Here is a 12,312-nt window from a genome sequence, read left to right as displayed (position 1 = left end):
GTCAGATGTGGGGAACATTGTCGGGGATTTCGTAGAACGTCGGGTGCCGGTACACCTTGTCGCCGCTGGGCGCGAAGAACGGGTCCTTCTCGTCCGGCGAGGAAGCGGTGATGTCCGAAGCCCGCACGACCCAGATCGACACGCCCTCGTTGCGGCGGGTGTACAGATCCCGCGCGTGGTGCAACGCCATGTCGTCGTCCGCCGCGTGCAGCGAACCCACGTGCACGTGGTTCAGCCCGCGCTTGCCCCGGACGAACACCTCGTACAACGGCCAGTCGTGTTTCATCACGAACCCTTCTTCGCTGCGTGCGCCGAGGCGGCTTCCCGCACCCACGCGCCGTCTTCCTGTGCCCGCCGCCGGTGCGCGATACGCTGGGCGTTGCAGGGGCCGTTGCCCTTCAACACGTTCTTGAACTCGTCCCAGTCGACCGCGCCGAAGTCGTAGTGCCCGCGTTCGGGGTTCCACTTCAGGTCCGGATCCGGGAAGGTGACACCCAGCGCCTCGGCCTGCGGAATGGACATGTCGACAAAACGCTGGCGCAGCTCGTCGTTGGTATGCCGCTTGACCTTCCACGCCATCGACTGCGCGGTGTTCGGCGAATCCGCGTCCGGCGGGCCGAACATCATCAGCGACGGCCACCACCAGCGGTCGACCGCCTCCTGCACCATCTCACGCTGCTTCTCGGTGCCCCGCATCATGGTCATCAGCAGTTCGAAACCCTGCCGCTGGTGGAAGGACTCCTCCTTGCAGATGCGGATCATGGCGCGTGCGTACGGCCCGTACGAGCTGCGGCACAACGGAACCTGGTTGCAGATCGCCGCGCCGTCCACCAGCCAGCCGATCACGCCGACGTCGGCGAACGTCAGCGTCGGGTAGTTGAAGATCGACGAGTACTTCTGCCTGCCGTTGATCAGCTTGTCGGTCAGATCCGCGCGGTCGGCGCCGAGCGTGGCGGCCGCGGAATACAGGTACAGCCCGTGCCCGGCCTCGTCCTGCACCTTCGCGAGCAAGATCGCCTTACGCCGCAAGGAAGGCGCGCGGGTGATCCAGTTGCCCTCGGGCTGCATGCCGATGATCTCCGAATGCGCGTGCTGCGCGATCTGCCGGATCATCGTCTTGCGGTAGCCCTCGGGCACCCAGTCACGCGGCTCGATGCGCTGGTCGCGCTCGATGGTCGCCTCGAAGTGCCGTTCGAGGTCTTCTTCCGGCAGCGTCGCGGTCATGACTGCTCCTTCGCCACCAGGGTGAGCACGTCGTACTTGGCGACCGAGTCACCGTCGGCGTTGGTGACGTCGGCGTCCCAGCGGACCTCGCCGTACTCCTGGTCGATACGCGGGGTGATCTGCTTGGCGGTCAAGGTCACGGTCAACGAGTCGCCGACCTTGACCGGGGTGAGGAACCGCAGGTTCTCCAGGCCGTAGTTGGCCAGCACCGGGCCGGGCTCCGGCGAGACGAACAGCCCCGCGGCGAACGAGACCACCAGGTAGCCGTGCGCCACGATCCCGCCGAACAGCGGGTTCGCCGCCGCGGCCTCGGGATCGGTGTGGGCGTAGAAGGTGTCGCCGGTGAACTCGGCGAAGTGGTCCACGTCCTCCTGGGTGACCGTGCGCGGGCCGGCGACCACGGAGTCGCCGATCTTCAGCTCCGCCAAGGACTTCCGGAACGGGTGAACGTCGCCTTCGGCACGCGGCGCACCCGTGACCCAGCGGCCGGTGACCGTGCTCAAGACCGCGGGCGAACCCTGGACCGCCGTGCGCTGCATATGGTGCAGCACGCCGCGGACGCCGCCCATCTCCTCGCCGCCACCGGCGCGGCCGGGACCACCGTGCACCAGCTGCGGCATCGGCGAACCGTGGCCGGTGGACTCCTTGGCGTCTTCGGCGTCCAGCACGAGCAGGCGGCCGTGGTACGGCGCGACTCCGAGGACGACCTCACGCACGAACTCCTGGTCCGCGGAGACGACCGAGCCGACGAGGCTGCCGCCGCCGCGGGCGGCGAGCTCGATGACCTGCTCGGTGGAGGTGTACGGCAGCAGCGTCGACACCGGCCCGAACGCCTCGACCTCGTGCGGCTCGGAACGTTCCGGGTCGGCCTTCAGCAGTACGGGTGAGATGAACGCGCCGCGTTCGGCGTCCGCGCCGACGACCTCGACCTGCTCCGGGTCGCCGAAGACGACCGTGCCGACGTCCAGCAGCGCCTTGAGCGACCGCCGGACCTCCTCGCGCTGCTCCAGGCTGGCCAGGGCGCCCATCCGGACGCCCTCGGCGGTGGGGTTGCCGACGGTGGTCTTCGCCAGCCGCGCGCTCGCGGCCTCGGCGACGGCGTCCAGCAGGTCCGCCGGAACGAAGGCGCGGCGGATGGCGGTGCACTTCTGGCCGGCCTTCACCGTCATCTCGGTGGTCAGCTGCTTGACGAAGAGATCGAACTCGGTGGTGCCGGGTTTGGCGTCCGGGCCGAGGATCGACAGGTTCAGCGAGTCGGCCTCGGCGTTGAACCGGACGGAGTTGCGCACGATCGCGGGGTGCGCGCGCAGCTTCTGCGCGGTCGACGCGGAACCGGTGAACGACACGAGGTCCTGCGCGGTGACGTGGTCGAGCAGGTCGCCGACGCTGCCCGCGACGAACTGCAGCGTGCCCTCGGGCAGGATGCCGGATTCGATGATGATCTCGACCAGCCGCGCGGTGAGGTACGCGGTCTGGCTGGCCGGCTTGATCAGGCTCGGCACCCCGGCGAGGAACGCGGGCGCGAACTTCTCCAGCGGCCCCCAGACGGGGAAGTTGAACGCGTTGATCTGGACGGCGACCCCGCGCAGCGGGACGGCGATGTGCTGGGCGACGAAGGTGCCGCCCTTGCTCAGCGGCTCGACGTTGCCGTCGACGTAGACCGTGTCGTTCGGCAGTTCGCGCTTGCCCTTGCTGGAGTAGGCGAACAGGACGCCGATGCCGCCGTCGATGTCGACCATCGAGTCACCCTTGGTCGCACCCGTCCGCGCCGAGAGCTTGTACAGCTCTTCGCGGTGTTCGCGCAGGTGGGAGGCCAGTGCCTTCAGCAGCGCGGCACGCTGGTGGAAGGTCAGCTCGCGCAGCGCGGGGCCGCCGACGCGGCGGCCGTACTCCAGCGCGGCGGCGAAGTCGATGCCGTCGGACGAGACCCTGGCGACCTCCTCTCCGGTGGAGGCGTCGTGCAGCGGTACTCCGTCACTTTCCGCCGTGTGCCATCCGCCGGAGACGTAGCTGCGCAGCAAAGCCATGGGGCCGAACCCTTCGATGGTGGGATTAACAGACCGTCCGTTCAGTAATTCACTGTAGCTCGCGTCCGGGGTCTTGCAAACCCCCCGACGGCGGTGGACCCTTGACATCTGCCCAAAAGCGCGCCTTTACTTGCGGCACCCTTCACCAACCGTCCATTCGGTCAGTAACTAGGTGGTCTGGCTTGACTAGCAACGCCGCGCACACGATGTTCGCCGACGACCAGGCGTCGAAGGCGCTGGGCATCGAGCTGATCGAGGCCGCCGAAGGCCACGCCGTCGCCACCATGCGGATCACCGAGACGATGGTCAACGGCCACGACATCGCCCACGGCGGCTATGTCTTCCTGCTGGCCGACACGACCTTCGCCTGCGCCTGCAACAGCCATGGGCCGGTGACCGTCGCGTCCGGCGCGGAGATCTCCTTCGTCGCCGCCGGCAAACTCGGCGACCACCTCATCGCCACCGCCACCGAGCGGACCCGCTACGGCCGCAACGGCATCTACGACGTCACCGTGCACCGGGAGACCCCCGGCGGGCCGGAGGTCGTCGCCGAATTCCGCGGCCGCAGCCGCACCATCCAGGCTGTGGCATCGAAAGAAAGTCCTCTCCCATGAGCTTCAGCGACGAAGCCGAGAACCTGACCATCGACGAGCTCCAGGCGCTGCAACTGAAGCGCCTCCGGTGGACGCTGCGGCACGCGTACGACAACGTGCCGTTCTACACCCGGAAGTTCGACGAGGCGGGCGTTCACCCGGACGACTGCAAGGCGCTGGACGATCTGGCGAAGTTCCCCTTCACCACCAAGCAGGACCTGCGTGACAACTACCCGTTCGGCATGTTCGCCGTGCCGGAATCGCAGGTGAGCCGCATCCACGCGTCCAGCGGTACCACCGGGAAACCGACCGTGGTCGGCTACACCGCCGAAGACATCGACACCTGGGCGACGGTGATGGCGCGCTCGATCCGCGCCGCGGGCGGGCGGCCGGGCGACAAGGTCCACGTCGCCTACGGGTACGGCCTGTTCACCGGCGGGCTCGGCGCGCACTACGGCGCCGAAAAGCTCGGCTGCACGGTGATCCCGGCGTCCGGCGGCATGACCGCGCGGCAGGTGCAGATCATCACCGACTTCAAACCCGAGATCATCATGGTCACCCCGTCGTACATGCTGACGCTGCTCGACGAGTTCGAACGGCAGGGCGTCGATCCGCAGACGAGCTCGCTCAAGGTCGGCATCTTCGGCGCCGAGCCGTGGACCGAGCAGATGCGCACGGAGATCGAGGAACGCGTCGGCATCGACGCCGTCGACATCTACGGCCTGTCCGAGGTGATGGGCCCCGGCGTCGCGCAGGAATGCGTCGAGACCAAGGACGGGCTGCACATCTGGGAGGACCACTTCTTCCCCGAGGTGATCGACCCGTTCACCGAGAAACCGACCGACGCCGAGGGTGAGCTGCTGTTCACGTCGCTCACCAAGCAGGCGCTGCCGATCATCCGGTACCGCACGCGCGACCTCACCCGGCTGCTGCCGGGCACCGCGCGGCCGGCGTACCGGCGGATGGAGAAGGTGACCGGGCGCAGCGATGACATGATCATCCTGCGTGGCGTCAACGTCTTCCCCACGCAGATCGAGGAAGTCGTGCTGGTGACCCCCGCGCTCACGCCGCATTTCCAGCTGATCCGGTCGACGAAGGGCCGGATGGACCACCTGACCGTCCGCGTCGAAGCACGCCCGGACGCGACCGCCGAGCAGCGCGCCGAGGCCGCCGCCCGGCTGATCGCCGGGGTGAAGGACGGGGTCGGTGTGAGCGTCGGCGTCGAGGTCGTCGACCCGGACACGCTGGAACGCTCGCTGGGCAAGATGCGCCGGGTACTCGACGAACGGGACCGCGCTTGAGCACCCCCGCCCGCCGGGGGCGCCCCGGTTACGACCTCGAGTCGCTGTTGCAGGTCGCGGTGAAGCTGTTCAACGAGCGCGGCTACGACGGCACCAGTATGGAGGACCTCTCCCGCAAGCTCGGCATCACGAAATCCGCGATCTACCACCACGTGCCGAGCAAGGAGGAGCTGCTGCGGCTCGCCGTGGACCGCGCGCTGAACGGTCTGTTCGCCGTCGCCGCCGAAACGGAATCCTTCGAGGGCAAGGCGATCGAAAAGCTGGAGCATCTGGTGCGGGGCAGTGTCCTGGTGCTGGTCGACCAGCTGCCGTTCGTCACCCTGCTGCTGCGGGTGCGCGGCAACACCAAGATCGAGCGGGCGGCGCTCGCGCGGCGGCGCGAATTCGACCGCCTGGTGACGGAACTGGTGAAACAGGCCGAAACCGAGGGCGACGTACGGCCGGACATCGATCCCGCGGTCACCGCGCGGCTGCTGTACGGCATGGTGAACTCGCTGATCGAGTGGTACCGGCCGCGGCGGGGCTCGGCCGGGACCGAACTGGCGGACGCGGTGTGCAAGATCGCGTTCGACGGCCTGCGGACCCAATAGCCGTAACGCCGCGCCCTGTGTTCCCAGACCGCGAGCGCTGCGCCGGCCTTGTTCGTCGGTCCAAGTTCCCAATGTCGCATTAGGGACGCTGAGCGACTCAAATGCGACATTGGGAACCTTCCCGCGAGCCCGCGCTACTCCCCCGCGACCTGGGGCGGCTTTCGCGCCTGCCAGATCAGCGCGTCGCGCAACTGCTGGATGAGCTGTTCGTCGTCGGCCTCCGACGGATCCACGCCGAGCGGGATCCAGCGTTCGCCGACCTCGGCACCGTTTTCGAAACTCGTGATCACGATCCCCGCGTAGGAGACACACTCGTCCCCGGTGTCACCTTGGATGCGGACGTCACGATGCTGCAGCCGGACACTGACCCACCGTCCGGCACGACGGACCGGATCGCGCTCAGCACTGGTCATTCGTCCCTACCCATGACACCCGGTCCCCCCGCCCCGAACGTCGCCGCGAAGGCCTCAGGGGTTACCAGGGGGTTGTTCCGAATGAATAACGGCAGGCGGCGACGTGAAACGGTTACGCTCGGCCCATGACCACCGATCCGGAGGCCCGGCGGCGCCGCCTCGAACCGGCCGCCCGGCGCGCCGAGATCCTGACCGCTGCCCGGCGGCTGTTCGGCGCGGGCACGTACGCCTCGGTTTCGACGTCGGACATCGCGAAGGCCGCCGGCGTGGCCCGGCCGCTGATCAACCACTACTTCGGCGGCAAACGGGAGCTGTACCTGGAAGTCGTCCGGCAGATGATGATCGTCCCGGCGCCGGTGATCGAGAACCTGCCGGAAACGACCGCCGAAGAGCGGCTCGCGATCAGCGTCCGGCACTGGATCGAGGTCGTCGAGCGCAACGAGCAGGCGTGGCTGACGGCGATCGGCCCGGAGGCGGTGGGCCGCGACCCGGAGATCGAGCGGATCATGCTGGAGGGTGACGAGATCGCCGCCGATCGCGTGCTCGCGGCCGCGTTGATGAGCGACGTCACCGAGGGTCGCGAAGAACTCCGCGCGATGATCCGTTCGTACGGCGGGATGCTGCGCGCGGCGTCCCGCGAATGGCTGATCCGCGGCACGCTCGGCCGCGAGGAGCTACGGGTGTTCCTCACCGAGTCGATCCTGCACCTGCTGCGGGTCACCTACCCGGCCGTGCTCGCAACGCGTTCCGCCGGGCGTAGGCCGCCGGCGTCATCCCCTTCCAGCGTTTGAAGGCGTAGATGAAACTCGACGCCTCGGCGTAGCCCAGCCGCAGCGCGACGTCCTCCACGGCGAGCGCGCCGGTGTCGAGCAGCTCCTCCGCCAGCGCCTGGCGGACCTCGTCGAGGAGGGCCCGGTAGCCGGTCCCGGCCTCGAACAGCCGTCGCCGCAGGGTCCGCGGGCTGAGGGCGAGCTGCCGCGCGACCTCTTCCATGCCCGCGTCGACCCCGCCGAGCCGCACCAGTCTTTCCCGGACCTGCTGGGCGATCCCGGACCGCTCACGTTTCCGCGACACCAGCAGCTCGCATTGCGCGGCACAGACCGCGACGGTCTGGTCGTTGGCCTGCGGCAGCGGTTTGTCGAGGAGGAGCGGGTCCAGGGTGGCGAGGTGCGACGGCGCCGAGAACGACGGCACCAGCCCGAAGGTCCGTATGTATTCATCCACAGTGGAGGGTTTGTCGTGCCGGAAGGCCAAGGAGCGCAAGGAGATGTCCGGCAGGATGTCACGCATGACGGTGTGGATGGCGCCGAGGTCGCGCAGCACCAGGAACCGGGCGACGTCGCCGGGCACGCGGCTGTCGTCCATGGCGAGCGCGAGCCGTCCGGCCTCGACGGACACGTGCGGGATGCAGAAGGTGAAGCTCAGGTCCAGATACCGCAGGGCGAAGCGCATCGCGTCCCCCAGCGTCGGGCTGCTGATGCACGCGAAGCCGAAGATGCCGAACGCGCTGACGCGGTATCGCCTGCTCAGCCGCAGCGCGACGGCGTCCTCGCCGCCGAGCCCGCGGACCAGGGCCCGGACCACCGCGAGTTCCTGCCGCGCGTCGACCTGGCCGTCCACCGGTGCGTGCTCGTAGGATTCCAGGCCCTCGACACCGTTTTCAGCGGCGAAACGGGCCATGAGCACGATGCTCGCCGTGCCGCGCGGGTAGTCCCAGTCCCGGATCACCGGCGGCGGTAGTTCCATGGCCGGGATTATGGATCCCCGGGCGCCTGTCGGCCCATTGAGGACCATAACTGTCCTTGATCCCCTTTAGGGTGAGCGGTATGTCCGACACGTTGAGCAGGCGCGCGCTGAACCGCGCCATGCTGGACCGGCAGTTGCTGCTCCGGCGTTCGAAGATGACCGCGCTCGAAGCGGTCGAGCATCTGGCCGGGTTGCAGGCGCAGGCGCCGAACCCGCCGTACTTCGCGCTGTGGACCCGGCTGCACGGCTTCCGCCAGGAAGACCTGGCGAGCCTCCTGCTGGACAAGAGTGTCGTGCGGATCGCGCTCATGCGCGGCACGGTGCACCTGGTCACGCCGTCGGACGCGCTCGCGTGGCGCCCCATCGTGCAGCCGCTCTACGACCGCTCGGTGCTCGGCAACACCCAGCACGGCCCCGACATCAAGGGCCTCGACCACCAGGAGATCGCCCGCACCGCCCGCAAGCTGCTCGGCGAGCGGCCGCTTTCGTCGGCAGGCCTCGGCGCGGAACTGGCGAAGCATTGGGAGGGCGTCGCGCCGTCGTCGCTGATGCACGTCGCGCGGGCGCTGCTGCCGCTGGTGCAGATCCCGCCGCGCGGTGTCTGGGGCAAGTCCGGGCAGCCGACGTACCAGACCACCGGGGACTGGCTGGGCGCCGAACCGGACCCCGCGCCGTCGCCGGAAGCGATGTTCCGGCGCTATCTGGCCGCGTTCGGGCCCGCCAGTGTGCAGGACGCGCAGGCGTGGGCCGGGATCACGAAACTCGGCGACGTCGCGGAACGGCTGCGGCCGGAGCTGCGAACGTTCCGCGACGAGAACGGCCGCGAACTCTTCGACCTGCCCGAAGCCTCTCGTCCCGATCCGGACACCCCCGCGCCCGCCCGGCTGCTGGGACCGTTCGACCAGACCGTCCTGTCCTACGCCGACCGCACGCGGGTGATCAGCGACGAGTACCGCAAGGTCGTCATCACGCAGAACGGCCTGGTCAAGGGCACCATCCTGGTCGGCGGCCTGGTCAAGGGCTTCTGGGAGATCAAGACGGTGAAGAAGGCGGTTTCGGTGGTGATCACGCCGTTCGAGCGCGTCCCGAAGCGCGATCTGGACACCCTGGAGAGTTCCGCGCACCGCCTGCTCGCCTGGGCCCATCCGAACGCGGAGAACCCCTCCGTGCATTTCGTCCTCTGAATGCGGAGGCGCGTGGCCGAAAATCTCGATTGAGTGGCCGCTCGTGTACTTCCACCGGCGGTGACCGCTGGGTAACTTCGATCGGTATGGGCGATACGAGCGTGCTGATCGTGGGGACGGGCTTCGGCGGGGTCGGGACGGCGATCGAGCTCAAACGCGCCGGGTTCGACGACTTCACCATCCTGGAGAGCGCCGGCGAACCCGGCGGCGTCTGGCGGGAGAACACGTATCCCGGCGCGGGCTGCGACATCCCGTCGCCGCTGTACTCGTTCTCGTACGAGCCCAATCCCGACTGGCCGAAGCGGTTCTCGCTGCAACCTGACATCCATGAGTACCTCAAACGCGTGGTACGCCGCTACGGGCTCGAACCGCACATCCGGTTCGGCGTCCGCGTCACTTCCGCGTCCTTCGACGAGGAACGCGGGCTCTGGCGGGTGGAGACCGCGGGCGGCGAGACGTACGAAGCGAAGGTGTTCGTCCCCGCCGTCGGCCAGCTTTCGCGGCCGGTCCAGCCGGACATCCCCGGCCAGGAGACCTTCGAAGGCGCCAGCTTCCACTCCGCGCGCTGGGATCACGACGTCGACCTCCGCGGCAAGAAGGTCGCGGTGATCGGCACCGGCGCGAGCGCGATCCAGTTCGTGCCCGAACTCCAGCGCCAGGCGAGCGCGCTGACGGTGTTCCAGCGCACCGCGCCCTACATCATGGCGAAACGGGACACCCGCTACCGGCGCTGGCAGCAGCGGCTGTTCCGGCATCTGCCGGCCACACAGCTGCTCGGCAGGCTGCGGATCTTCCTGCTCGCCGAGTACGCGACCTACGCGATGACAAAACATCCGTTGCTGGCCAAGGTCTTCGAGCTGCGGACGGCCCAGCTGCGCCGCCGACACATCAAGGACCCGGCGCTGCGCGAGAAGCTCACCCCGGACTACCCGCTCGGCTGCAAACGGATCCTGTTCACCAACGAGTACCTGCCCGCGCTGGCTCGGCACAACGTCGCCGTGGAGACACGGCGCATCAGCGCGATCACCCCGTCCGGTGTGCGCACCGAGGACGGTGCCGAACACGAGGCCGACGTCATCGTCTACGGGACCGGCTTCGCGGCGACCGACTTCCTCGGCGAGCTGAAGGTGGAAGGCCTCGGCGGAAAAGCGTTGTCGGACGCGTGGAAGGGCGGCGCACGGGCGTACCTCGGCATGACCGTGCCGGGTTTCCCGAACCTGTTCTGCGTCTACGGCCCCAACACGAACCTCGGCGCGGGCTCCATCATCTACATGATCGAACGGCAGGCCCGCTACATCCGCCAGGCCGTCGAACACCTCGCCAAACCCGGAGTGTCCTATATGGACGTCGTCCCGGAGGTCGAGCAGCGGTACGACGAGGAGATCCAGCGACGGCTCGGCCGCAGTGTCTGGACGAGCTGCGCCAGCTGGTACCGCCAGGAGAACGGCAGGGTGAGCACGAACTGGCCCGGTCTGGTCACCGAATACGACCGGCGGACGAAAACCCTCGACCTCGGCGACTACCGGACGGCGGGACCGCGATGAAGTGGAAAGGGCGGAGCACCGTCGCCCGCGCGACGACGGTGCCCCGCCCCGGTCTGGCGGATCATCACGGGAGGCCGGCCAGGCCCGCGCTCACCGTGTTCGACCACGCGTAGCCCTGCGAGGCGTCCCAGTTGATCGACCAGGTCATCGCGCCCCGGATCGTCGGGTACGTCGCCGAGGGTTTGAAGGAGCCGCAGTTGGTGCCCTTCGCCAGGCAGTTCAGCGCGCTGACCGTGTTGCCGGGCGCCTGGTAGCCGCCGCCCGCGGCGGAACCGGAGGCGGGCAGGCCGAGACCGACCTGGTCGGCCCGCAGCCCGCTCTGCAGCTGAATGCACGCCAGCGCGGTGAGGAAGTCGACCGTGCCCTGCGAGTAGACCTTCTGGTCGCAGCCGAGCATCGTGCCGCTGTTGTAGTACTGCATGTTGACGATGGTCAGGATGTCCTTGACGTTCAGCGCCAGCTTGAAGTACTCCGCCGCCGGGCTCTGCATGTCGATCGTCTGCGGCGCCATGGTGATGACCGTGCCGCCCGCGGCGTGGATGCTGCGCAGTGCCTGCGCCATGTACGTCGCGTTGACGCCGTTCTCGAGGTCGATGTCGACGCCGTCGAAGCCGTAGGTCGCGATGAGCGACTTCATGCTGTTGGAGAAGTTCGTCGCCGCGGCCGACGAGTCGACGCGGATCGTGCCCTTCTCACCGCCGACGGACAGGATGACCTTCTGCCCGCGTGCCTGCGCCGTCTTGATGTCGGCCTTGAACTGCGCGTCGGTGTAGCCGCCGAGCTGGCTCGACAGACCGGAATCGAGAGTGAAGCTGACCGCGCCCGGCGTGGCCGTCGCGTCGGCGAAGGACACCGCGATGATGTTGTACTTCGTCGGGACGTCGGCGAGCTTGAGCGCCTTCGCGCCGTTGTAGAAGTTCTGCCAGTAGCCGGTGATCACGTGCTTCGGCAGGTTCCCGGTCGGCGGGGTGCTCGTCGTGGTCGTCGGCGGGTCGCTGGTGGTGGTCGTCGGCGGGTTCGAAGTCGTCGGCGTGGTCGGCGTCGTGGTGGGCGAGCCGCCGGGGCCGTCGAGGTTGACGTCGTCGGCGAAGTACGCGGGCTGGCCGTACCAGCCGTGCAGGTAGATCTCGACGCTGGTGGTGGACGCACCGGTGGTGAAGCTCAGCGAGAGCTGCGACCAGCTGCCGCCGCCCGGGGTCCAGGTGTTCTTGTCACCCGTCCCGGTGCCGGTGACACCGAGGTAGGTGTAGCTGCCCTGCACCCACGCCGAAAGCGTGTACGCGGTGTTGGCCTTGACCGGCACGCTCTGCGAGCACCGGGCGTTGTCCTGCCCGGCCGGGGTGGCGCTGAGCGCGCGGCTGCCCGAATGGACCGGCGTGGTGACGACCGCGTTCGTGCCGGTGCAGGTCCAGCCGCTCGTGGTCCCGAGTTCGAAGCCCGGATTGGTCAGGATGTTGGCGGCCGAGGCGTTACCCGAGACCGCGAAAGTCACCCCCAGGCACACGGCCAGTGACGACAGCAGGGCGAGGAACGCGTGTTTCGGCTTCACTTTCACGACTGGCCTCCACGAACGGGTGATGTCGGCCACATCAAAATGGTACAGACCAATACAACTGTCAAGGGTTCGGTTAGGGGAGGCCATACGAAAGTCGGCTCGGTGCGAGCGGCAGAATGCAAGGTCCGAGAGCAC

General features: G+C 68.3%; 12 protein-coding genes. 6 read left to right on the top strand and 6 right to left on the bottom strand.

What is annotated here, in order from left to right:
* Window position 1: 1 nt before the first annotated feature.
* The 3 genes from paaB to paaZ are packed head-to-tail and all read right to left on the bottom strand — an operon-like array spanning window position 2 to window position 3,251.
* Entirely contained in the window at window positions 2-286 is a 285-nt protein-coding gene (gene paaB / locus ACIBTM_RS23590; protein ID WP_037346994.1) for a 1,2-phenylacetyl-CoA epoxidase subunit PaaB, read from the bottom strand.
* Window positions 286-1,224, bottom strand: a complete 939-nt coding sequence (gene paaA / locus ACIBTM_RS23585) for a 1,2-phenylacetyl-CoA epoxidase subunit PaaA (RefSeq protein WP_395879232.1) — start codon at window positions 1,222-1,224, stop codon at window positions 286-288. Before paaA ends, paaB begins: the two co-directional genes overlap by 1 nt.
* Window positions 1,221-3,251 (bottom strand): phenylacetic acid degradation bifunctional protein PaaZ, encoded by a 2,031-nt coding sequence (gene paaZ, locus ACIBTM_RS23580; protein ID WP_395879231.1) that lies wholly within the window; start codon window positions 3,249-3,251, stop codon window positions 1,221-1,223. Before paaZ ends, paaA begins: the two co-directional genes overlap by 4 nt.
* Before the next feature lie 206 nt (window positions 3,252-3,457).
* Here paaZ and paaI point away from each other — a divergent pair, with 206 nt between their 5' ends.
* The 3 genes from paaI to ACIBTM_RS23565 are packed head-to-tail and all read left to right on the top strand — an operon-like array spanning window position 3,458 to window position 5,735.
* The gene (paaI, locus tag ACIBTM_RS23575; RefSeq protein ID WP_395879409.1) at window positions 3,458-3,865 is read left to right on the top strand and encodes a hydroxyphenylacetyl-CoA thioesterase PaaI; all 408 of its coding nucleotides are present in this window, start codon (window positions 3,458-3,460) and stop codon (window positions 3,863-3,865) included.
* Window positions 3,862-5,145, top strand: a complete 1,284-nt coding sequence (gene paaK / locus ACIBTM_RS23570; RefSeq protein ID WP_395879230.1) for a phenylacetate--CoA ligase PaaK — start codon at window positions 3,862-3,864, stop codon at window positions 5,143-5,145. The genes paaI and paaK overlap by 4 nt, the downstream gene beginning before the upstream one ends.
* Window positions 5,142-5,735, top strand: coding sequence for a TetR/AcrR family transcriptional regulator (locus ACIBTM_RS23565; RefSeq protein ID WP_034323145.1), 594 nt, complete (start codon window positions 5,142-5,144; stop codon window positions 5,733-5,735). The genes paaK and ACIBTM_RS23565 overlap by 4 nt, the downstream gene beginning before the upstream one ends.
* A 134-nt stretch (window positions 5,736-5,869) precedes the next feature.
* Here the strand turns inward: ACIBTM_RS23565 and ACIBTM_RS23560 are convergent, their stop codons facing one another.
* Window positions 5,870-6,148 carry a hypothetical protein gene (locus ACIBTM_RS23560; RefSeq protein ID WP_395879229.1) on the bottom strand — a complete coding sequence of 93 codons (279 nt, stop codon included), beginning with the start codon at window positions 6,146-6,148 and terminating at the stop codon, window positions 5,870-5,872.
* A 125-nt stretch (window positions 6,149-6,273) separates the two neighbouring features.
* On the opposite strand from ACIBTM_RS23560, the gene ACIBTM_RS23555 reads away from it, so the two are divergent.
* A complete protein-coding gene (locus tag ACIBTM_RS23555) occupies window positions 6,274-6,939 on the top strand; it encodes a TetR/AcrR family transcriptional regulator (protein WP_395879228.1) in 666 nt (221 codons plus the stop codon).
* Here ACIBTM_RS23555 and ACIBTM_RS23550 read toward each other — a convergent pair.
* Window positions 6,866-7,894 carry an AraC family transcriptional regulator ligand-binding domain-containing protein gene (locus tag ACIBTM_RS23550; RefSeq protein ID WP_395879227.1) on the bottom strand — a complete coding sequence of 343 codons (1,029 nt, stop codon included), beginning with the start codon at window positions 7,892-7,894 and terminating at the stop codon, window positions 6,866-6,868. The two genes, ACIBTM_RS23555 and ACIBTM_RS23550, sit on opposite strands and share 74 nt — an antisense overlap.
* Window positions 7,895-7,974: 80 nt before the next feature.
* Between ACIBTM_RS23550 and ACIBTM_RS23545 the strand changes: the two genes are divergently transcribed.
* Together ACIBTM_RS23545 and ACIBTM_RS23540 are read left to right on the top strand one after the other, a co-directional pair.
* Window positions 7,975-9,078, top strand: a complete 1,104-nt coding sequence (locus ACIBTM_RS23545) for a winged helix DNA-binding domain-containing protein (RefSeq protein WP_395879226.1) — start codon at window positions 7,975-7,977, stop codon at window positions 9,076-9,078.
* Between the two features lie 86 nt (window positions 9,079-9,164).
* Window positions 9,165-10,622, top strand: coding sequence for a flavin-containing monooxygenase (locus tag ACIBTM_RS23540; protein WP_395879225.1), 1,458 nt, complete (start codon window positions 9,165-9,167; stop codon window positions 10,620-10,622).
* Between the two features lie 64 nt (window positions 10,623-10,686).
* On the opposite strand, the gene ACIBTM_RS23535 is transcribed toward ACIBTM_RS23540, so the two are convergent.
* Window positions 10,687-12,177 (bottom strand): chitinase, encoded by a 1,491-nt coding sequence (locus ACIBTM_RS23535; protein ID WP_395879224.1) that lies wholly within the window; start codon window positions 12,175-12,177, stop codon window positions 10,687-10,689.
* Window positions 12,178-12,312: the final 135 nt, after the last annotated feature.

It is taken from the genome of Amycolatopsis sp. NPDC049868 (assembly GCF_044461365.1).
Lineage (GTDB): Bacteria > Actinomycetota > Actinomycetes > Mycobacteriales > Pseudonocardiaceae > Amycolatopsis.
This window is presented reverse-complemented; position numbering and strand designations above follow the sequence as displayed.